Raw genomic sequence first — 20846 nt, forward strand, 5'->3', positions numbered from 1 at the left:
GATGCACAGGGCCAGCCGCAGGCCGTAGCGCCAGGAGGCCTCGGACAGCAGGACCGCGCCCCCCCCCGGGCCCGCGCCCCCCCCCCCCCCCCGCTCCCGTTGTTTGCCGGGGCCAGACGCCATACACGACAGCAACGCGGTCGGCCCCGTGGCGGGCACCGTTTCACCGAAATGCGGGGCGCCACCCCGCCTGAAAGGATCGCCGCATGATCATTCGGTTCCGGTCACTCGTGACGCGATGGACGTCCCTCGTGCCCGTGATCGCACTGATCCTGTTGGCCCTCACCTGGGGGCGTGATCTGCCAGGGGTGGTCGTCGCGCTGGTGACGGCGGTTCTCGCCGGGGCGGTGCTGGCCGCCGTGCACCACGCCGAAGTGATCGCGCACCGGGTCGGGGAACCCTTCGGTTCACTCGTCCTCGCCGTCGCCGTCACGATCATCGAGGTCGCCCTGATCGTCACCTTGATGGCGGACGGCGGTGATAAGAGCTCGACGCTGGCCCGCGACACGGTGTTCGCGGCCGTGATGATCACCTGCAACGGCATCGTCGGCGTGTGCCTGCTCGTCGCGTCCCTGCGCCACGGACTGGCGGTCTTCAACGCCGAGGGCACCGGCGCCGCGCTGGCCACCGTCGCGACGCTGGCCACGCTCAGCCTGGTGCTCCCGACCTTCACCACCAGCAAGCCGGGCCCGGAGTTCTCCTCGGCCCAGCTCACCTTCGCCGCACTGGCCTCGCTGGTCCTGTACGGCCTGTTCGTGACGACCCAGACCGTGCGTCACCGGGACTACTTCCTGCCGGTCACCCGGCAGGGCAAGGTCATCGACGCGGACGACCACGCCGACGCCCCGTCCGCCCGTACGGCCGGAATCAGCCTGGCCCTGCTCGGCGTGGCCCTCGTCGGCGTGGTCGGCCTCGCCAAGGGCGTGTCGCCCACCATCGAGTCCGGCGTCGAGGCGGCAGGGATGCCGGCCGCGGTGGTCGGTGTGATCATCGCGCTGCTCGTGCTGCTCCCCGAGACGATCGCCGCACTGCGCTCGGCCCGCCGCGACCGGGTGCAGACCAGCCTGAACCTGGCCCTCGGTTCGGCGATGGCCAGCATCGGTCTCACGATCCCCGCCGTCGCGCTCGCCTCCGTCTGGCTCTCCGGGCCGCTCGTGCTCGGCCTCGGTTCCACCCACATGGTGCTGCTCGCGCTGACGGTGGTGGTCAGCTCCCTGACGGTGATCCCCGGACGCGCCACACCGCTCCAGGGCGGCGTCCACCTGGTCCTGTTCGCCGCGTACCTGGAACTGGCCGTCAATCCATAGCCCGGCGTCAATCCCCAGCCCGGCCGTCAGTCCGTGGCCTGTGCGACGGCCAGCCGGGGCACCGGTCGGGTCTCCGGCAGCAGCGCGAAGCAGCCCAGGCTGAGCAGCGCGATCGCCGTCAGATAGGCGGCCACGCCCCAGGGGGTCCCCTCGCCCTGGGACATCGCCGTCGCCACGATCGGGGTGAGCGCGCCGCCGAGGACCCCGCCCAGGTTGTAGCCCACCGCCGCGCCGGTGCAGCGCACCCTGGGTTCGTACAGCTCCGGCAGGTACGCGGCGATCACGGCGAACATCGTGATGAACGCGGTCAGCGCCACCAGGAAGCCGAGGAACATCAGCAGGGGTTCGCCGGTCGAGAGCAGCGCGATCATCGGGAACATCCACAGCGCGGCGCTCGCGCAGCCCACCAGACACAGGGGCCGTCTTCCGTACCGGTCGCCGAGCAGAGCCATCAGAGGCGTCAGCGAACCCTTGACCACCACGGCCGCCATGATGCAGGCCAGCATGACGGTCCGGCTCACCCCGAGCCGTTCGACGCCGTACGCGAGCGCCCAGGTCGTCACCGCGTAGAACACCGCGTACCCGACCGCGAGTCCGCCGGCCGTCAGCAGCACCAGCCGCCAGTGGTCGCGCACCACTTCGGCGAGCGGCACGCGCGCGTAGTCGTCCCCCATTTCCAGGAACTGCGGGCTCTCCACGAGCGAACGGCGCAGCCACAGCCCGGCCGCCGCGAGTACCCCCGCCGCCCAGAACGGCACCCGCCAGCCCCAGGCCGCGAACTGGGCGTCGGAGAGCGTCGCCGACAGCACCAGCATCACGCCGTTGGCCAGCACGAATCCGAGCGAGGGGCCGATCTGCGGGAAGCTCGACCACAGCCCGCGCCGCTCGGCCGGCGCGTGCTCGGCGGTCAGCAGCACCGCCCCGCCCCACTCCCCGCCCAGGCCGAGCCCCTGGAGGAAACGCAGCACCAGGAGGAGCACGGGGGCGGCCACCCCGATCGTGCCGTACGTCGGTACGCAGCCGACGGCGACGGTCGCCGCCCCGGTCAGCAGCAGTGAGGCGATGAGGACGGGCCGCCTCCCGCGCCGGTCGCCGAGGTGCCCGAAGAGCACCGAGCCCAGCGGCCGGGCGACGAAGCCGACACCGAACGTGGCGAAGGCCGCCAGCGTCCCCGCCAGCGGTGAGAACGTCGGGAAGAACAGCGGTCCGAGGACCAGTGCGGCGGCCGTCCCGTAGACGAAGAAGTCGTAGAACTCGATGGCCGTCCCCGCCAGCGAGGCGGTCGCGAGCCGGAGCATGGAGGGTTTCTTGACTGTGTGTACGTCGTGCATGCCGCGTCAACTACCCAGAGTGACCGGCGGTTACGGGGGCGTGCGGTGGCTCGTGCCGTGTCAGTAGGTGACCTTGATGCGCCGGGCGGGGCCGTCCACGCTGATGGTGCCCCCGTAGGGAACGACCACCTGGGGGTCGGTGTGTCCGAGGTCCACGTCGAAGACGGTGAGCAGGCCGGGGGCGTACGCCTTCAGCGCGCGCAGCACGCTCTCGCGCTGCTCGGACGCGTAACGCGCGCTCTCCTCGGGGCTGTTGGGGTGTTCGAACGACCAGGTCTTGGGGCGGCCCATGAGCAGGGCGGAGAAGCGCTGGAGGAGCCCGCGCTCGCCCATGTTCCGCAGGACGCGGAAGACCTCCTCGCCGCTCGGCATCTCCTCGGACGTCTCAAGGAAGAGCACTCCGCCGTCGTACACCGTGAGGTCGTGCGAGATCTCGCGGTCCGCCATGAGCAGTCCGGCGACGATCTCGACACACCCGCCCCAACTGCGGCCCCTGACCACCTGGTCGGCGTTCACCCAGGACCAGCCGGAGCCGGGCCGGGTCTTCGGCTCCGACGCGAACGTCACCGGGTCCGCCCAGTCGCGGTCGACGTCACGCCAACGGCCGGCCGGCCTCAGTTCGTACTCGCCGGAGGTGAACAGCGCGGCCCGCAGCGACTCGGCGGTCAGCGGGTCCATGGCGCCGGGGCGGCCGAGTTCACACATCACCGATCCGCCGTGGTAGCCGACGATCCCGGTGTTCCACAGGTACGCGAGGAGGTTCGTGTTGTCGCTGTACCCGAAGAACGGCTTCGGGTTGGCGCGGATCAACTCCCGGTCCAGCAGCGGCAGGACGGTGATCTGGTCGTCGCCGCCGATGGAGGCGATGACCACCCTGACCGTCGGATCGGCGAACGCGGCGTGGAGGTCGTCGGCGCGTTCCCGCGGTGTCGAGCCCATCTTGCGGGTCGCCGGATACTCGACCGGTTCGAGGCCGTACTCCTCGCGCAGCCTCCGCAGGCCCAGTTCGTACGGCAGCGGGAGGAGCCCGGGGAGTCCGGAGGAGGGCGAGATCACCGCCGCCCGGTCGCCCGGCGCGGGTTTGAGAGGGTAGGAGGGCGTCGTCATGGCGGGAGCCTAAGGGTTGTCGGGGGCGGTGCCGTCCGAGCGCACCGTGATAGACCGGGTCCGAGCAGCGGTCCTCGACGGGCCGGCATACCTGGAAGGACCGGAGGAACTGTGCCCCGCACACTCGCCAACGCCCCGATCATGATCCTCAACGGGCCCAACCTGAACCTCCTCGGACAGCGTCAGCCGGAGATCTACGGTTCGGACACGCTCGCCGACGTCGAGGCCCTGTGTGCCAAGGCGGCGGCCGGGCACGGCGGCACGGTCGACTTCCGCCAGTCCAACCACGAGGGTGAGTTGGTGGACTGGATCCACGAAGCGCGCCTCGGCCACGCCGGGATCGTGATCAACCCGGCCGCCTACTCGCACACCTCGGTCGCGATCCTGGACGCGCTCAACACCTGCGACGGCCTCCCCGTGGTGGAGGTCCACATCTCCAACATCCACCAGCGCGAGGAGTTCCGGCACCACTCCTACGTCTCGCTCCGCGCCGACGGAGTGATCGCCGGGTGCGGTGTGCAGGGGTACGCCTTCGCGGTGGTGCGGGTCGCAACCCTCGCGGGGACGGGGCACGCGGAGGCCTGACGGTGCGGGGCACGCGGAGGCCGGAGGGTGCGGGGCCGTGCGGCCAGGTCAGAGCCGGCCCGCCTCCACGACGCGGCGCAGGAAGCGCTGGGTCCGTTCCTGCCGGGGGTTCCCGAAGACCTCCTCGGCCGTGCCGTGTTCGAGGACCACGCCACCGTCCAGAAAGCAGACCTGGTCCGCGACCTCGCGCGCGAAGCCCATCTCGTGGGTGGCGAGGACCATGGTCATGCCGTCGCCCTTCAGGTCCCGCACGACGGAGAGGACCTCGCCGACGAGTTCCGGGTCGAGGGCGGCGGTGATCTCGTCCAGGAGCAGCAGCCGGGGACGTACGGCCAACGCGCGGACGATCGCGGCCCGTTGCTGCTGGCCGCCGCTCAACCGGTCCGGATACTCGCCCGCCTTGGCGCCGAGTCCGAGCCGGTCGAGCAGCTCACGTGCGTGCGCCTCCGCTTCCGCGCGGCTCGCGCCGTGTACCCGGCGCGGAGCGAGGGTGATGTTCTCCAGGACGGTCATGTGCGGAAAGAGGTTGTACGACTGGAAGACCACGCCGATCCGGCGGCGTACCGCGTCCTGGTCGGCCCGTGGGTCGGTGATCTCCTCCTCGTCCAGCCAGATCGCGCCGTCGTCGATCTCCTCCAGGAGGTTCGCGCAGCGGAGCAGGGTGGACTTGCCGGAACCGGAGGCGCCGATCAGCGCGGTCACCGTGTGCGGGGCCACTTCGAGGTCCACGTCCCGCAGCACGACCGACTCGCCGAAGGTCTTGCGGACGGCTTCCATACGCAGTACGGGAGCGGCGTTCATATGGTTCCTCCCTGTGCCCGCCTGCGGTCCATCCGGGCCGTGACCCAGTCGGTGAGGCGGGTCATCGGGATGGTCAGCGCCACGAAGACCAGTCCCGCGACGATGTAGGGCGTGTAGTTGAGGCTGCGGCCCACGATGATGTCCGCCGCGCGCACCGCGTCGACCGCGCCGCCGATCGAGACGAGCCCGGTGTCCTTCTGGAGGGACACCAGGTCGTTGAGGAGGGGCGGCACCTGGCGGCGTACGGCCTGGGGGAGGACGACGAACCGCAGGGCCTGCCGGTTGGTGAGGCCGAGCGAGCGGGCGGCGGCGCGTTGCGAGGGGTGCACGGACTCGATGCCGGCGCGGAACACCTCGGCGACGTAGGCCGAGTACGTGAGCGTCAGCGCCGTGCCTCCGAGGAGGATCGGGTCCACCGTGACGCCCTGGAGCCGCAGCGCGGGGACACCCAGAACCACGATCATCAGGTTGATGATCAGCGGGAGCCCGCGGAAGAAGTCGGTGTACGCGGCGGCCAGTGCCCGGACGGGGAAGAAGACCGGACCGCGCAGGGTGCGGGCGATCGCGATCAGCGGACCGAGGACGAGCACCGCGACACCGCAGACCAGCAGCAGCCGGACGTTGAGCCACAGCCCTTCGAGGACCTTGGGGAACGCCTCTCGCGCGTACTCGGCGCTGAAGAACGTCTCCTTGGTGCGCGGCCAGCCGGGCGCGTTGACGACGACGAGGTACAGCACGACGCCGGTGACCAGGGTGGAGAGCGCGGCGATCGCCGTCGCGCGGCGGGAGCGGGAGCGCTTGTGACGCTCCCGCTCGATCCGCCGCGGCGAGGGAACGTACGCCTCGCGCGTGTTCCCCTCACCGGAGCCGGAGCCGGAGCCGGAGCCGGAGCCGGAGCCCGAGCCCGAGCCGTCGCTGGAGCCGTCGCCGGACTCGTCCTTCACGACCGTCACTTGAGGACCGGGGCGTCGACCGCGTCGGACAGCCACTGCTTCTCGATCGCGGCCAGCGTGCCGTCCTCGCGCAGGGCATCCACCGCGCCGGTCACGCACGAGGTCAGCGCGCTGCCCTTGTCGAGGACGAGCCCGAACTGCTCGGGCGTTCCGGTGCCGTTCTCGAACTGCCCGACGATTTTCGCGTCCGTCACCTCGGCCGCGGTGATGTAGAAGGCGGTCGGCAGGTCGACCACGATGGCGTCGACCTGGCCGTTCTTCAGCGCCGACTTGGCCTGGTCGTTCTTCGCGTACGCGGCCGGCGCCTCGGCGGGCTTCACCACGTCGTTGATGTAGTCGAGGCTGGTGGTGCCGACCTGGGCGCCCAGCTTCACGTCCTTGAGGTCCGCGACGCTCGTCGCCTTCGCGGCCTCGGAGTCCTTCAGCGCGATGACGGCCTGGCGTACGTCGTAGTAGCCGGACGAGAAGTCCACGGCCTTCTTGCGCTCGTCGCTGATCGACACCTGGTTGATGTCGAAGTCGAAGGTCTTCTCGCCGGGCGCGAAGGCCTTGTTGAAGGGCACGCTCTGCCAGAGCACGTCACCCTCGGCGTACCCGAGCCGCTTCGCCACGGCGTACGCGACCGCCGACTCGAAGCCCTCGCCGTTCGCGGGCTTGTCGTCCTTGAACCAGGGTTCGTACGCGGGCTCGTCGGTCGCGATCGTCAGCTTGCCGGACGTCTTGGTGGCCAACTCGCCCTGCTCGCAGGCGTTCGCGGAGGGGGAGGCGGCCGCGTCGTCCTCGGGCTGCGGGGCGCAGCCCACGGCGACAACGGCGAACAGGGCGACGGTGGCGGCGGACGCGGCGCGGCGCGGGGCGCGTTGGGCGAGAGGCATGGCGGGAGAGTGGCAGTGCGGCGTCCCGTTTGTCGAGGTCACGAGGACAACTGTCCGCATACTGGGAACGGGTGTTGCATTCCCGTGAACACGCGCCCGAAGCCCTCGCGGAACGTGTCTCCGGGACACTTGCCGGGCCGTCGACGGAGGGCGGGAATCGACAGGCCGGCGGCCCGTCCTCCGAGCACGAGCCGTCATCCCGCGCGGGCTGCTCCCAGCGGGGGGTGTGTCTCAACGCTTCGAGCCCTCAGAAACTCAACGCTTCGCCCCCCCGGAAAGGGGGTTCACCACCCCCGGGCACGCCACTCCGGCAGATGCGGTCGCTCCGCGCCCAGCGTCGTGTCGTTGCCGTGGCCCGGGTACACCCACGTCTCGTCAGGCAGTGTCGCGAAGATCTTCGTCTCGACGTCGTGGATGAGGCTGGCGAACGCCGCCGGGTCCTTGCGCGTGTTGCCCACGCCGCCGGGGAAGAGGCAGTCCCCGGTGAACACGTGAGGGTGCCCGTGCGGATCGTCGTAGACGAGCGCGATCGAGCCCGGCGTGTGGCCCACGAGGTGGCGTGCGGTGAGTTCCACGCGCCCCACCCGGATCGTGTCGCCGTCCTGGACCGCGACGTCGGTCGGTACGGGGATGCCGTCGGCGTCGTCCCGGCCCGCGTAGGTGCGGGCGCTGGTCGCCGCCACGACCTCGGCGAGCGCCTGCCAGTGGTCGCCGTGCTGGTGGGTGGTGACCACGGACGCGATGCCGTCGTCACCGATCAGCGTGAGCAGGGTCGCGGCGTCGTTGGCCGCGTCGATCAGGAGCTGCTCGTCGGTGGCCCGGCAGCGCAGCAGATAGGCGTTGTTGTGCATCGGGCCCACCGCGACCTTGGAGATCATCAGGTCCCGCAACTCGTGCACGTCGGCAGGGCCGCCGACCTTCACCGCTCCGCTGTACGTCATGGCGGCAGCCTATAGCGGGGGGAGCGCGGGCAGCGGGCCGCCGTCGGTGGTCAGCGCCGTACCGTCGCGGCGCCCGGCGAGCCAGCCGAGCAGGTCGGCCCGGCGGCCGGCGACGGCGATGGGCGCACCCTCCGTCCGGCCGGAGGCGGTCACGCGGCCGTCTTCCTCCTTGAGCAGGATCGCGGGCACGGCGGAGTGCCCCCGGAAACGCTCCGCGAGGAAGTCGATCTCGCGCCGGGTGAACTCCTCGGGGAGGTCCTCCAGCTCGTACCCGATCCCCAGGTCCACGTGGTGCAGCTCGACCTCGGCCCATCGCCGGAAGGGCACCCGGGACGCGGCGTCGGTGACCCCGTTGCGCAGCTCCACCGTGCGGGACCAGTCCGCGGGCACGGCACCGGCCTCCTGGAAGCGGGCCGAGCTCTCGCGCACGTCGGTGACCTGCGTGTCCAGAGGACGGGCGGCGTCCCGCTCGATGTCGGCGTCGCGGCTCTCCGCGGAGGCGTACATCGGACGTCCGTCGAGGACGTTCGCGAGAGCGTCCGCGTTGCGGGCGATGTGGGCGAGCAGATGACCGCGGCTCCAGCCCGGAAGCCGTGTCGGCTCGGCCACAGAAGCGTTGTCCAGTCGGGCCGCTGCGGTGAGCAGCCGTTCGGTCGCTTCCCGTACAGACGCCAGGTCACGCACGTGATCATCCATGCGCACGACGATAGCTCCGCCACACGTTCGGGTGAAGACGGTCGACCACACCCGTTAATCGAATGCACGTGCTATAGGCTCGGGCGCGGCGTCGGGCATGCTGGATGGCCCGGGATTGTTGTGAACCAGGGAAACCGACCCGGCGTTGTCAGTGGCTCCCCCTAGTCTGAAAAAGACGGGGCCCTGCCCCTGTCACTTCTCTCAAGAAAGGTGCGGACCGGCGTGGCCGACCGTCTCATCGTCCGTGGAGCGCGCGAGCACAATCTGAAGAATGTCTCGCTCGACCTCCCGCGCGACTCGCTCATCGTCTTCACGGGCCTGTCGGGGTCGGGCAAGTCCTCCCTCGCCTTCGACACGATCTTCGCCGAGGGGCAGCGCCGGTACGTGGAGTCGCTGTCCTCGTACGCCCGGCAGTTCCTCGGGCAGATGGACAAGCCCGATGTGGACTTCATCGAGGGCCTCTCCCCGGCGGTATCCATCGACCAGAAGTCGACCTCGCGCAACCCGCGCTCGACGGTCGGCACCATCACCGAGGTCTACGACTACCTGCGCCTGCTCTTCGCGCGCATCGGCAAGCCGCACTGTCCCGAGTGCGGCCGGCCCATCACGCGCCAGTCGCCGCAGGCCATCGTCGACAAGGTCCTGGAGCTGCCGGAAGGCAGCCGTTTCCAGGTCCTGTCCCCGCTGGTGCGTGAGCGCAAGGGCGAGTTCGTCGACCTCTTCGCCGACCTCCAGACCAAGGGATACAGCAGGGCCCGGGTCGACGGCGAGACGATCCAGCTCACCGAGCCGCCCACGCTGAAGAAGCAGGAGAAGCACACCATCGAGGTGGTCATCGACCGCCTCACGGTGAAGGACGGTGCCAAGCGCCGCCTGACCGACTCCGTGGAGACCGCCCTCGGCCTGGCCGGCGGCATGGTCGTGCTCGACTTCGTCGACCTCCCGGCCGACGACCCCGAGCGCGAGCGCATGTACTCGGAGCACCTCTACTGCCCGTACGACGACCTGTCCTTCGAGGAGCTGGAGCCGCGCTCCTTCTCCTTCAACTCGCCGTTCGGCGCCTGCCCCGAGTGCACCGGTATCGGTACGCGCATGGAGGTCGACCCCGAGCTGATCGTCCCGGACGAGGACAAGTCCCTCGACGAGGGCGCCATCCACCCGTGGTCGCACGGCCACACCAAGGACTACTTCGGCCGTCTCGTCGGCGCCCTCGCCGACGCGCTGGGGTTCCGGACCGACATCCCCTTCGCCGGTCTGCCGCAGCGCGCCAGGAAGGCCCTGCTCTACGGCCACAAGACCCAGATCGAGGTCCGCTACCGCAACCGGTACGGCCGCGAGCGGGTCTACACGACGGCGTTCGAGGGCGCCGTCCCCTTCGTGAAGCGGCGGCACAGCGAGGCGGAGAGCGACGCGAGCCGTGAGCGCTTCGAGGGCTATATGCGCGAGGTGCCCTGTCCCACCTGTGAGGGCACGCGTCTCAAGCCGCTCGTGCTCGCGGTCACGGTCATGGAGAGGTCCATCGCCGAGGTCTCCGCGATGTCCATCAGCGACTGCGCGGACTTCCTGGGCAAGCTGAAGCTCAACGCGCGCGACAAGAAGATCGCCGAGCGCGTCCTGAAGGAGGTCAACGAACGGCTGCGCTTCCTGGTCGACGTCGGCCTCGACTACCTCTCGCTGAACCGCGCGGCAGGCACGCTCTCCGGCGGCGAGGCCCAGCGCATCCGGCTGGCCACCCAGATCGGCTCCGGACTCGTCGGTGTCCTGTACGTCCTCGACGAGCCCTCCATCGGCCTGCACCAGCGCGACAACCACCGGCTGATCGAGACCCTGGTCCGGCTGCGCGACATGGGCAACACGCTCATCGTCGTCGAGCACGACGAGGACACCATCAAGGTCGCCGACTGGGTCGTCGACATCGGCCCCGGCGCGGGAGAGCACGGCGGCAAGGTCGTGCACAGCGGTTCCCTGAAGGAGCTGCTGAGCAACACCGAGTCGATCACCGGGCAGTACCTGTCGGGCAAGAGGCAGATCCCCCTCCCGGACGTACGCCGTCCCGTCGACCCCGGCCGCAGGCTCACCGTGCACGGCGCCAGGGAGAACAACCTCCAGGACATCGACGTCTCCTTCCCGCTCGGTGTCCTGACGGCCGTCACCGGCGTGTCGGGCTCGGGCAAGTCGACTCTCGTCAACGACATCCTGTACACGCACCTGGCCCGCGAGCTCAACGGTGCGCGGAGCGTCCCCGGGCGGCACACGCGCGTGGACGGCGACGACCTCGTCGACAAGGTCGTCCACGTCGACCAGTCGCCCATCGGCCGTACGCCCCGGTCCAACCCGGCGACGTACACCGGAGTCTTCGACCACGTCCGCAGGCTGTTCGCCGAGACCACCGAGGCGAAGGTGCGGGGCTATCTGCCCGGCCGCTTCTCCTTCAACGTCAAGGGCGGCCGCTGCGAGAACTGCTCGGGCGACGGCACCATCAAGATCGAGATGAACTTCCTGCCGGACGTGTACGTCCCCTGCGAGGTCTGCCACGGGGCGCGCTACAACCGGGAGACCCTGGAGGTCCACTACAAGGGCAAGTCCATCTCCGAGGTCCTCGACATGCCCATCGAGGAGGCGCTCGGCTTCTTCGAGGCCGTCCCCGCGATCGCCCGCCACCTCAGGACGCTCAACGACGTCGGCCTCGGCTACGTCCGGCTCGGCCAGTCGGCGCCGACCCTTTCCGGCGGTGAGGCACAGCGCGTGAAGCTGGCCTCCGAACTCCAGAAGCGGTCGACGGGACGCACGGTGTACGTCCTCGACGAGCCGACCACCGGTCTGCACTTCGAGGACATCAGCAAACTCATCACGGTGCTGTCCGGCCTGGTCGACAAGGGCAACACGGTCATCGTCATCGAGCACAACCTCGACGTCGTCAAGACCGCGGACTGGGTCGTCGACATGGGCCCCGAGGGCGGCAACGGCGGCGGTCTCGTGATCGCCGAGGGCACACCGGAGGAGGTCGCCGGGGTTCCCGCCAGCCACACCGGCAAGTTCCTGCGCGAGATCCTCGGCGCCGACCGGATCAGCGACGGGACGTCGGTCAAGGCTCCGCGCAAGGCGGCGGCCAAGAAGACGGTGGCGGCCAAGTCCACCCCGAAGAAGACGGCCACCAGGGCGGTCAACGGCGCGGCGGTCAAGAAGGCGGCCCCGACCGCGAAGACGACGACCGCGAAGACGACAGCCACGAAGAAGGCAGCCCCCGCGAAGAAGACCACGCGGGCCCGCAAGGCCTGACCAGCAGGCGGAAGACGGCGCCCCACGGGAACTACCCGTGGGGCGCCGTCCGTTCGCGCGGCCGGCCGGACCGCGCCTTTCCAGGTCTCAGGGCGCGTCGAGTTCGGAGGCGTACGGCGGTTCCGCCCCCGCTCGTGAGCAGGTGATCGCCGCCGCGCGGGCCGCGAAACGCAGCAGCTCGGTCCAGCCCTCGGGGCCCAGGTCCGCCACGGCCGACGCGGACAGGGCGTCGCGGGCGGCCAGGCCGTGCAGCAGGGCCGCGTTCACCGTGTCGCCGGCGCCGATGGTGTCCACGACCTCGACCTTCTCGCCGGGTACGGAGTGCACCGCGCCGTCGCGGGTGAACGCCGTCAGACCGTCGCCGCCCCGCGTGATCACCACGGCCGCGGGACCGGACGCCAGCCACTCACGCGGGGTGCCCCCGAGCCACAGGGCGTCCTCCTCGGAGAGCTTGAGCAGCGACACCGACGGCAGCCAGCTCTTGAACCGGGCCCGGTAGGCGTCCGCGTCCGGAATCAGCCCGGCCCGGATGTTCGGGTCCAGGGCGGTGAACACACCCCGCGCGGCCACGGTCCGCATCAGCTCCTCGTACGCGCTCGCGCCCGGCTCCAGGACGAGCGAACAGGTGCCGAAGGACACCGCCCTGGTCGCGTCCGGGAGCTGGGCCGGTGCCGTGAAGAGGCGGTCCGCCGTGCCCTCGACGTAGAAGGAGTACGAGGCCGAGCCGCCCGCGCCGATCGAGGCGACGGCGAGGGTCGTCGGCTCCGCTCCACGCTGGACCGAGGACACGTCGACACCGGCCCCGCGAAGCCCGTCGAGGAGCGCCTCACCGAAGGCGTCGGCCGACACCCGGGAGCAGAAGGCCGTCGGAGAGCCGAGGCGGCCCAGCGCGACCGCGGTGTTGTAGGGCCCGCCGCCGAGCGCCGGTTGCAGCCCGATGAGCGCGCCCACGCCCTGCGGCACCAGATCGATCAGGGCCTCACCTGCGACGACGATCACGACACGGGTCCTCTCTGGTGACTGTGGGGGCCCATGGGGCCGTTGGCGTCGGCAGGCGGGCCGGGAGCCGTGGAACCCTCGGGCCTCCCGTCTCTCCCGGGCATCCCGGCTCTCCCGTCACTCCCGGGGCTTCCGGGTCTCCCGGACTTCTCGGGGTCCTCGGGCTCCTCCCTCTTCTCCGGGCAGCCGCACGAGCTGCGGTGGACGAGGGTGCAGGGCAACCGGACGGTACGGCCCGGAAGGCCGGGCGACGCCAGCCGTTCCAGGAGCAGTCCGAGGGCCCGGGCGCCGATCTCCTTGCTGGGCTGGGAGATCGCGGTCAGCCGGGGGGTGAACAGGTCCGCCCAGGAGAAGTCGTCGAAGCAGCACAGGGCCATGTCGTCCGGCACGGACAGGCCCCGTTCGCGCAGCGCCCGCAGCGCGCCGATCGTCATGGCGTTGTTGCCGGTGACCAGCGCGGTGGGCGGCGCCGCGAGGGACAGCAGCGCGCCGGTCGCGTGCTCGGCGGCACCGGACCGGGAGTCGCCCTGCGCCACGAGCCGCTCGTCGTAGGGGAGCCCGGCGTGCGCCAGGCCGTGGCGGTAGCCGGTGATCCGCTCGGTCGTGGTGCTGAGACCGGGCAGGCCGGCGACCAGCCCGACGCGTCTGTGGCCCAGCTCGGCAAGGTGCGTGACCAGCCGCGCCATGGGCTCGGCGTTCTCGGCGCAGACCTGGTCGTAGCTGAAGGAGGATCGGGGAGTGGCGCCGGGGGAGTTGCCGAAGGGAGAGCTGTCCAACGGGGAGCTGTCCAAGCGGGCGGGAGCCGCGGCCCCTGAGGGAGCCCTGGTGGGCACGTCGATCAGCCGGTCCAGGAACACGGTCGGCACGTCGTGCCTCCCGAGGTAGTCCAGCAGCGCGCCCGGGTCCGCGGAGGGCGCGATGATCATGCCGTCGACGCGGCGCTCATGCAGCAGCTGGGCGACTTTCCGCTCGTGCACGGGATCGTCGTGCGGATCGGCGAGGAGCAGTCCGTAGCCGTGCTCCAGGGCTCCGGCCTCGACGCCCTGGAGGATCTCCGTGAAGTACGGGTTGCTGATCGCCGACACGGCGAGGCCGATGGAGTGCGTGCGGGAGGTGACCAGTGAACGGGCGAGGGTGTTGGTGGTGTAACCGAGCGCGTTCATCGCGTCGAGCACCGCCTGACGGGTGACCGGCCGCACGGGGCGCGTGTCGTTGAGTACGTGCGAGACGGTCGCGATGGACACGCCCGCCCGCCGGGCCACGTCGGTCATCGTCGCCATGGCGCTCCCGTCCCCGGAACCTGTGAACCGGTGAACCTGTGAATCCGTGCCTCAGCCGCTCGGCCGAGCCGTTCTTCGCACGGGACCGTATCCCATCGGGTTCCCGGCGTAAACGCTTGCGTAAGCGTTTACGCCTCCGGGTTCCCCGAGGTGAGCGGCTGTCCCCAGTCCCACTCGATCCCCAGGATCCCCGACCGAACCCGCGGCTCGACCAGGTGTACCGAGCGGTGGTGAGGGCTCAGCGCCAGTTCCTGGCGGCCGGCGCGCGGGGCCGCCGTCGACTGCTGGGTGAACCGGTGGCAGCGCACGGGCAGCGTCTTCCCGGTGAACCGCACCTGGAGGGCGTACTGTCCGCCGGCGAAGCTGAATCCGCGCGCGTACTCGCCGGACGCCCCGGCGGTGCCGTCGTCGAAGGCGTAGCGAAAGAGGTGGGTGTCGCCCGCGCGCAGCCTGGTGTCGAAGAGCAGCTCGGCGACGAGGACTCCGGTCTCCTGGTGCCAACGCACCCGTCCCGTGCGGCAGTTCTCCAGAGCGCGCACCGCCATCCGTTCCGGAGCGCATCCCGGGTCGCCGTGGTGGACGGCCATGTAGCGGTCCACGCCCTCCTGGTGTGCGCGCACTATGTGGTGCGACTCGCGGCCCACCAGTTCGCGCTGTGCGCCGATGCGCACGCACTCGTGATGACCGAGGGTGTGCAGGCCGCTGTCGAGGGGTGACTCCAGCTCGCCCAGGAGCCGCTCCAGGACGCCGGAGGCCTCCACGAGGGAGCGGTACGAACGGCCCGCTGTCCGATCCGCGGGGGAGGGCTCGTCGGCCTTGACGAGCAGCCGGATCAGCGACTCGTCCGGGAGCTGCAGGATCTCCTCCAGGGCCCGGACGGCACGCAGGGACTCGGGGCGCTGCGGGCGCCGGGCGCCCTGCTGCCAGTAACTCAGGCTGGTCACCCCGACCTTGACCCCGTACCGCGACAGGTGGTGCTGTACGCGCTGGAGGGGCAGCCCGCGGGCGGCGATCGCGGCGCGCAGCGCGATGTGGAAGGGCCCGCCCCGCAGGGCCGTCTCCAGTTCCGCCGTGGCGAGGTCCGCGTGCTGTGTGCCGTGCCGCATACAGGGGCCTTTCTGTGAATGCTCACAACGGCTGGTCAGGCCGCTCGTGCGGTAAGGCCGCCGGCTCGGCGCGCGGGGTCCGCCCACCCGCGCGTGCGGCCGTTCGCGGCCTCAAGTTCCACCGCATTGAAGCGTGTTGACCAAGCCGCGACAACACTTGACGCGCAACTCAAACCTCGGCGGCCCATGAAATCTCGCTGACTTTCCCGCCCCGCCAGTCGCATGAACCTCGCACGCCCCTTACGTCTCGCCGCCCTCGCTCGCTCGGCCGGATCGGCCGGGGACGGCTCCGAGGCCGACGTCACGGGGCGCGAGGCCATCGAGAGGCCCGATCGCGCAAGCGTGGACAGAACGCGCTTTTCGTGGATCGCCGACGATCACCGGGCCCTCGGCTCGATCCGTCCACAGGCGGGGCCGGGACGCCGCCGCGCTGTCAGCCCTCGCCAGTAGGGTGTGAGACATGGCCGACCCCTCCAGCTACCGCCCCAAGCCGGGACAGATCCCGGACTCTCCCGGGGTGTACAAATTCCGCGACGAGCACCGCCGGGTGATCTACGTCGGGAAGGCGAAAAGCCTGCGTCAGCGCCTGGCCAACTACTTCCAGGACCTGGCGAGCCTCCACCCGCGCACCCGCACCATGGTCACCACCGCCGCGTCGGTGGAGTGGACGGTGGTGTCCACGGAGGTCGAGGCACTTCAGCTGGAGTACTCCTGGATCAAGGAGTTCGACCCCAGGTTCAACGTCAAGTACCGCGACGACAAGAGCTATCCCTACCTCGCGGTGACCATGAACGAGGAGTTCCCGCGCGTCCAGGTGATGCGCGGCCACAAACGCAAGGGCGTTCGCTACTTCGGCCCCTACGGACACGCCTGGGCGATCCGCGACACCGTGGACCTGCTGCTGCGCGTCTTCCCCGTGCGCACCTGCTCCGCCGGCGTCTTCAAGAACGCCGTCCGCACCGGCCGCCCCTGCCTCCTCGGCTACATCGGCAAGTGCTCCGCCCCCTGCGTCGGGCGGGTCTCCGAGGACGAGCACCGGGACCTGGCCGAGGAGTTCTGCGACTTCATGGCAGGACGTACGGGGACGTACATCCGCCGTCTCGAAACGCAGATGGCGGAAGCCTCCGAAGCGATGGAGTACGAGCGGGCGGGCCGCCTGCGCGACGACATCGGGGCGCTGAGAAAGGCCATGGAGAAGAGCGCGGTCGTGCTCGCCGACGCGACCGACGCCGACCTGATCGCCGTCGCCGAGGACGAGCTGGAGGCGGCCGTCCAGATCTTCCACGTACGCGGCGGACGCGTGCGCGGCCAGCGTGGCTGGGTCACGGACAAGGTGGAGGCCGTCACCACCGGTGACCTCGTCGAACACGCGATCCAGCAGCTCTACGGCGAGGAGACGGGCGACTCCGTCCCCAAGGAGGTGCTCGTCCCGGCCCTCCCGGAGCCGACGGAGCCCGTCCAGGAATGGCTCACCGAGCGCCGCGGAGCCAACGTCTCGCTGCGCATCCCGCAGCGCGGCGACAAGAAGGCGCTCATGGAGACGGTGCGGCGCAACGCCCAGCAGTCCCTCGTCCTGCACAAGACCAAGCGCGCCTCCGACCTGACCACCCGCTCGCGCGCCCTGGAGGAGATCGCCGAGGCCCTCGACCTGGACAGCGCGCCCCTGCGCATCGAGTGCTACGACATCTCGCACCTCCAGGGCGACGACGTGGTGGCCTCGATGGTCGTCTTCGAGGACGGGCTCGCGCGCAAGAGCGAGTACCGGCGCTTCCAGATCAAGGGCTTCGAGGGCCAGGACGACGTCCGGTCCATGCACGAGGTGATCACCCGCCGCTTCAGGCGCTACATCGCCGAGAAGGAGAAGACGGGGGAGTGGGCGGACGGCGAGACCGCGCTCACCGAGGACGACGGGCGCCCCAAGCGCTTCGCCTACCCCCCGCAGCTCGTCGTCGTCGACGGCGGCCAGCCGCAGGTCGCGGCGGCCAAGAAGGCGCTCGACGAGCTCGGCATCGACGACATCGCGGTGTGCGGCCTCGCCAAGCGGCTGGAGGAGGTGTGGCTGCCGGACGACGACAACCCGGTGGTCCTGCCCCGCACCAGCGAGGGGCTGTACCTGCTCCAGCGGGTGCGCGACGAGGCGCACCGCTTCGCGATCACCTACCAGCGCGCCAAGCGGGCCAAGCGCTTCCGGGCGGGCCCGCTGGACGACGTGCCGGGGCTGGGCGAGTCACGCAAACAGGCGCTGATCAAGCACTTCGGTTCGGTGAAGAGGCTGCGATCCGCGACAATCGAGCAGATCTGCGAGGTTCCCGGCATAGGCCGTAAAACGGCCGAGACGATCGCCGTGGCCCTCGCCCAGGCGGCCCCGGCCGCTCCCGCCGTGAACACGGCGACTGGAGAGATCATGGAAGACGAGGAAGACGGGGTGCCCGAAACGACGGCGGACTCCCCGGAGGAGCCCGTGACCGCGGGCGCCTCGGACAAGCGACGGGGGCAGGAGACATGACCGAGAACGAAAGCCAGGAACACGAACCGCGGACCGGCGACGGTCAGGAGAACGAACCGCAGACCGGCGACGGTCAGGAGAACGGGCCGCGGCCCGACGGCGGGGCGGACACCGCCGACAGCGCACAGGAGAGCACGACGATGGACACGGCCGCGGTGCCCGAGACCGCCATCCCCGAGCTGGTGATCATCTCGGGGATGTCCGGCGCCGGACGGTCGACGGCCGCCAAGTGTCTGGAGGACCTCGGCTGGTTCGTCGTCGACAACCTGCCGCCCGCGCTGATCCCCACCATGGTGGAGCTCGGCGCCCGCTCCCAGGGCAACGTGGCCAGGATCGCGGTCGTCGTCGACGTACGGGGCCGCCGCTTCTTCGACAACCTCCGCGAGTCGCTCGCCGACCTGGCGTCCAAGCACGTCACCCGGCGGATCGTCTTCCTGGAGTCCTCCGACGAGGCCCTGGTGCGCCGCTTCGAGTCGGTCCGCCGCCCGCACCCCCTCCAGGGCGACGGCCGCATCGTCGACGGCATCGACGCCGAGCGCGAACTGCTGCGCGAGCTGCGCGGCGACGCCGACCTGGTGATCGACACCTCCAGCCTGAACGTGCACGAGCTGCGCGCCAAGATGGACGCCCAGTTCGCCGGCGAGGAGGAGCCCGAGCTGCGGGCCACCGTGATGTCCTTCGGCTTCAAGTACGGCCTCCCGGTCGACGCCGACCTGGTGGTGGACATGCGCTTCCTGCCCAACCCGCACTGGGTTCCGGAGCTGCGGCCCTTCACCGGCCTCAACGAGGAGGTGTCGGCGTACGTCTTCAACCAGCCGGGTGCCAAGGAGTTCCTCGACCGCTACGCCGAGCTGCTCCAGCTCATCGCGGCCGGCTACCGCCGCGAGGGCAAGCGGTACGTGACCATCGCCGTCGGCTGCACCGGCGGCAAGCACCGCTCGGTCGCCACCTCCGAGAAGCTCGCCGCCCGCCTCGTCTCCCAGGGCGTGGAGACGGTGGTCGTGCACAGGGACATGGGCCGCGAGTGACCGGACGTGCCGCTCTGCGGCTGAGCAGGCTGCGCCGCGTGCCGCCCGAGGGCCAAAGCGGCAAGCCCGTCGTGGCGCGTGGTGCCAAGCCACGCCGTCGCGGCACCCAGCCCAAGGTCGTCGCCCTCGGCGGCGGCATGGGCCTGTCCGCCTCGCTCACCGCGCTGCGCCGGATCACCGGCGACCTCACCGCCGTGGTCACGGTGGCCGACGACGGCGGCTCCAGCGGGCGCCTCCGCGACGAGCTGGGTGTACTCCCACCGGGTGACCTGCGCAAGGCCCTGGCCGCGCTCTGCGGCGACGACGACTGGGGCCAGACCTGGGCCCGGGTCATCCAGCACCGCTTCCAGTCCAAGGGCGATCTGCACGAGCACGCGGTGGGCAATCTGCTGATCGTCGCGCTGTGGGAGCAGCTCGGGGACCATGTCCAGGCCCTGGACCTGGTCGGCAGGCTGCTGGGCGCGCACGGCCGCGTGCTGCCCATGTCCGCCGTGCCCCTGGAGCTCCAGGCCCTGGTCAAGGGGCACGACCCGGACCGGCCCGAGGACGTGGACACCGTCCGGGGGCAGGCCACCGTGGCGCTCACGCCCGGCGAGGTGCAGTCCGTGCACGTCGTGCCGCACGACCCGCCCGCCGTCCCCGAGGCCGTCGCCGCGGTCCTCGACGCGGACTGGGTGGTGCTCGGCCCCGGCTCCTGGTTCTCCTCGGTGATCCCGCACCTGCTCGTGCCCGAACTGCTCGACGCGCTCATCCAGACCAAGGCCCGCCGGGTACTCTCCCTGAACCTCGTGCCGCAGCCCGGAGAAACCGATGGCTTCTCCCCGCAGCGTCATTTGGAGGTTTTGGGACGACACGCCCCTAAACTCGCCCTGGACGTGGTGCTTGCCGACGAGGCCGCCGTGCCCGACCGTGACTTGCTCACCGATGCCGCCAAGCGGCTCGGCGCCGCGGTCGAGCTGGCGCCGGTGGCCCGGACCGACGGTAGCCCGAGGCACGACCCGGAGCTGTTGGCCGCCGCGTACGACCGTATTTTTCGGATGCATGGAAGGATCGGCCCATGGCGATGACGGCAGCGGTGAAGGACGAGATTTCCCGGCTTCCCGTCACCCGGACCTGCTGCAGAAAGGCGGAGGTCTCCGCCATTCTGCGGTTCGCCGGCGGCCTCCACCTGGTGAGCGGCCGGATTGTGATCGAGGCGGAGCTGGACACCGCGATGGCGGCGCGCCGGCTCAAGCGCGACATTCTGGAGATCTTCGGCCACAGTTCCGAACTGATCGTGATGGCACCCGGCGGTCTGCGCCGCGGCTCCCGCTACGTGGTGCGGGTCGTCGCGGGCGGCGACCAGCTGGCCCGTCAGACGGGGCTCGTCGACGGGCGAGGCCGGCCCATCCGCGGGCTGCCCCCGCAGGTGGTCTCGGGGGCCACCTGCGACGCCGAGGCGGCCTGGCGCGGCGCCTTCCTGGCGCACGGCTCGCTCACCGAGCCGGGCCGCTCCTCCTCCCTGGAGGTGACCTGCCCCGGCCCCGAGGCGGCGCTCGCCCTGGTCGGCGCGGCGCGCCGGCTCCAGATCGCGAGCAAGGCCCGCGAGGTCCGCGGCGTGGACCGCGTGGTCGTACGGGACGGCGACGCGATCGGCGCGCTGCTCACCCGGCTCGGCGCCCATGAGTCGGTGCTGGCCTGGGAGGAGCGGCGGATGCGTCGCGAGGTCCGTGCCACGGCCAACCGGCTCGCCAACTTCGACGACGCCAACCTGCGGCGCTCGGCACGCGCGGCGGTCGCCGCGGGGGCCCGGGTGCAGCGGGCCCTGGAGATCCTCGCCGACGAGGTGCCGGAGCATCTCGCGGCGGCCGGCCGGCTGCGGATGGACCACAAGCAGGCCTCCCTGGAGGAGCTGGGCGCGCTCGCCGACCCGCCGCTGACCAAGGACGCCGTGGCGGGCCGTATCCGCCGGCTGCTGGCGATGGCCGACAAGCGGGCCCAGGACCTCGGCATCCCCGGCACGGAGTCGAACCTCACCGAGGAGATGGCGGACAACATGGCCGTCTGACCCGC

17 protein-coding genes are annotated in these 20846 nt (G+C 70.9%); 7 read left to right on the forward strand and 10 right to left on the reverse strand.

Annotated elements, in window-relative coordinates:
* Positions 1–206: 206 nt before the first annotated feature.
* Positions 207–1307: a calcium:proton antiporter gene (locus ACIP79_RS29040; protein WP_401227832.1), complete on the forward strand. Its 1101-nt coding sequence runs from the start codon at positions 207–209 to the stop codon at positions 1305–1307.
* A 26-nt stretch (positions 1308–1333) separates the two neighbouring features.
* On the opposite strand, the gene ACIP79_RS29045 is transcribed toward ACIP79_RS29040, so the two are convergent.
* Both ACIP79_RS29045 and ACIP79_RS29050 read right to left on the reverse strand, forming a co-directional pair.
* Positions 1334–2638 (reverse strand): MFS transporter, encoded by a 1305-nt coding sequence (locus ACIP79_RS29045; protein ID WP_401227834.1) that lies wholly within the window; start codon positions 2636–2638, stop codon positions 1334–1336.
* Between the two features lie 60 nt (positions 2639–2698).
* Entirely contained in the window at positions 2699–3745 is a 1047-nt protein-coding gene (locus ACIP79_RS29050) for a S66 peptidase family protein (protein ID WP_401227836.1), read from the reverse strand.
* Between the two features lie 111 nt (positions 3746–3856).
* Here ACIP79_RS29050 and aroQ point away from each other — a divergent pair, with 111 nt between their 5' ends.
* The gene (gene aroQ / locus ACIP79_RS29055; protein ID WP_401227838.1) at positions 3857–4330 is read left to right on the forward strand and encodes a type II 3-dehydroquinate dehydratase; all 474 of its coding nucleotides are present in this window, start codon (positions 3857–3859) and stop codon (positions 4328–4330) included.
* A 48-nt stretch (positions 4331–4378) separates the two neighbouring features.
* On the opposite strand, the gene ACIP79_RS29060 is transcribed toward aroQ, so the two are convergent.
* From ACIP79_RS29060 to ACIP79_RS29080, 5 genes are all read right to left on the reverse strand, one after another.
* A complete protein-coding gene (locus tag ACIP79_RS29060) occupies positions 4379–5131 on the reverse strand; it encodes an amino acid ABC transporter ATP-binding protein (protein ID WP_401227840.1) in 753 nt (250 codons plus the stop codon).
* The gene (locus tag ACIP79_RS29065) at positions 5128–6084 is read right to left on the reverse strand and encodes an amino acid ABC transporter permease (RefSeq protein WP_401227842.1); all 957 of its coding nucleotides are present in this window, start codon (positions 6082–6084) and stop codon (positions 5128–5130) included. Before ACIP79_RS29065 ends, ACIP79_RS29060 begins: the two co-directional genes overlap by 4 nt.
* Positions 6081–6959: an ABC transporter substrate-binding protein gene (locus ACIP79_RS29070; RefSeq protein WP_401227843.1), complete on the reverse strand. Its 879-nt coding sequence runs from the start codon at positions 6957–6959 to the stop codon at positions 6081–6083. The genes ACIP79_RS29065 and ACIP79_RS29070 overlap by 4 nt, the downstream gene beginning before the upstream one ends.
* Positions 6960–7243: 284 nt before the next feature.
* Positions 7244–7900, reverse strand: coding sequence for an MBL fold metallo-hydrolase (locus ACIP79_RS29075; protein WP_383682270.1), 657 nt, complete (start codon positions 7898–7900; stop codon positions 7244–7246).
* Between the two features lie 9 nt (positions 7901–7909).
* On the reverse strand, positions 7910–8596 hold the full coding sequence (locus ACIP79_RS29080; protein WP_401227845.1) for a maleylpyruvate isomerase family mycothiol-dependent enzyme: 687 nt from the start codon (positions 8594–8596) through the stop codon (positions 7910–7912).
* 222 nt (positions 8597–8818) lie between these two features.
* On the opposite strand from ACIP79_RS29080, the gene uvrA reads away from it, so the two are divergent.
* Entirely contained in the window at positions 8819–11875 is a 3057-nt protein-coding gene (gene uvrA / locus ACIP79_RS29085; protein WP_401227847.1) for an excinuclease ABC subunit UvrA, read from the forward strand.
* A gap of 87 nt (positions 11876–11962) precedes the next feature.
* Here uvrA and ACIP79_RS29090 read toward each other — a convergent pair whose 3' ends face one another.
* The 3 genes from ACIP79_RS29090 to ACIP79_RS29100 all read right to left on the reverse strand — a co-directional run bounded on the left by ACIP79_RS29090 (position 11963) and on the right by ACIP79_RS29100 (position 15260).
* A complete protein-coding gene (locus ACIP79_RS29090) occupies positions 11963–12874 on the reverse strand; it encodes a carbohydrate kinase (RefSeq protein WP_401227849.1) in 912 nt (303 codons plus the stop codon).
* Positions 12871–14154 (reverse strand): LacI family DNA-binding transcriptional regulator, encoded by a 1284-nt coding sequence (locus ACIP79_RS29095; RefSeq protein ID WP_401227851.1) that lies wholly within the window; start codon positions 14152–14154, stop codon positions 12871–12873. The genes ACIP79_RS29090 and ACIP79_RS29095 overlap by 4 nt, the downstream gene beginning before the upstream one ends.
* A gap of 128 nt (positions 14155–14282) precedes the next feature.
* The gene (locus tag ACIP79_RS29100; protein WP_401227853.1) at positions 14283–15260 is read right to left on the reverse strand and encodes a hypothetical protein; all 978 of its coding nucleotides are present in this window, start codon (positions 15258–15260) and stop codon (positions 14283–14285) included.
* Between the two features lie 460 nt (positions 15261–15720).
* Here ACIP79_RS29100 and uvrC point away from each other — a divergent pair, with 460 nt between their 5' ends.
* The 4 genes from uvrC to whiA are packed head-to-tail and all read left to right on the forward strand — an operon-like array spanning position 15721 to position 20841.
* A complete protein-coding gene (uvrC, locus tag ACIP79_RS29105; protein WP_401227855.1) occupies positions 15721–17766 on the forward strand; it encodes an excinuclease ABC subunit UvrC in 2046 nt (681 codons plus the stop codon).
* On the forward strand, positions 17763–18794 hold the full coding sequence (rapZ, locus tag ACIP79_RS29110) for an RNase adapter RapZ (RefSeq protein ID WP_401227857.1): 1032 nt from the start codon (positions 17763–17765) through the stop codon (positions 18792–18794). The genes uvrC and rapZ overlap by 4 nt, the downstream gene beginning before the upstream one ends.
* Entirely contained in the window at positions 18791–19861 is a 1071-nt protein-coding gene (gene yvcK / locus ACIP79_RS29115) for a uridine diphosphate-N-acetylglucosamine-binding protein YvcK (protein WP_383682279.1), read from the forward strand. The genes rapZ and yvcK overlap by 4 nt, the downstream gene beginning before the upstream one ends.
* The gene (gene whiA / locus ACIP79_RS29120) at positions 19852–20841 is read left to right on the forward strand and encodes a DNA-binding protein WhiA (protein WP_365428073.1); all 990 of its coding nucleotides are present in this window, start codon (positions 19852–19854) and stop codon (positions 20839–20841) included. The genes yvcK and whiA overlap by 10 nt, the downstream gene beginning before the upstream one ends.
* Positions 20842–20846: the final 5 nt, after the last annotated feature.

This window comes from Streptomyces sp. NPDC088747 (assembly GCF_044751025.1).
Lineage (GTDB): Bacteria > Actinomycetota > Actinomycetes > Streptomycetales > Streptomycetaceae > Streptomyces.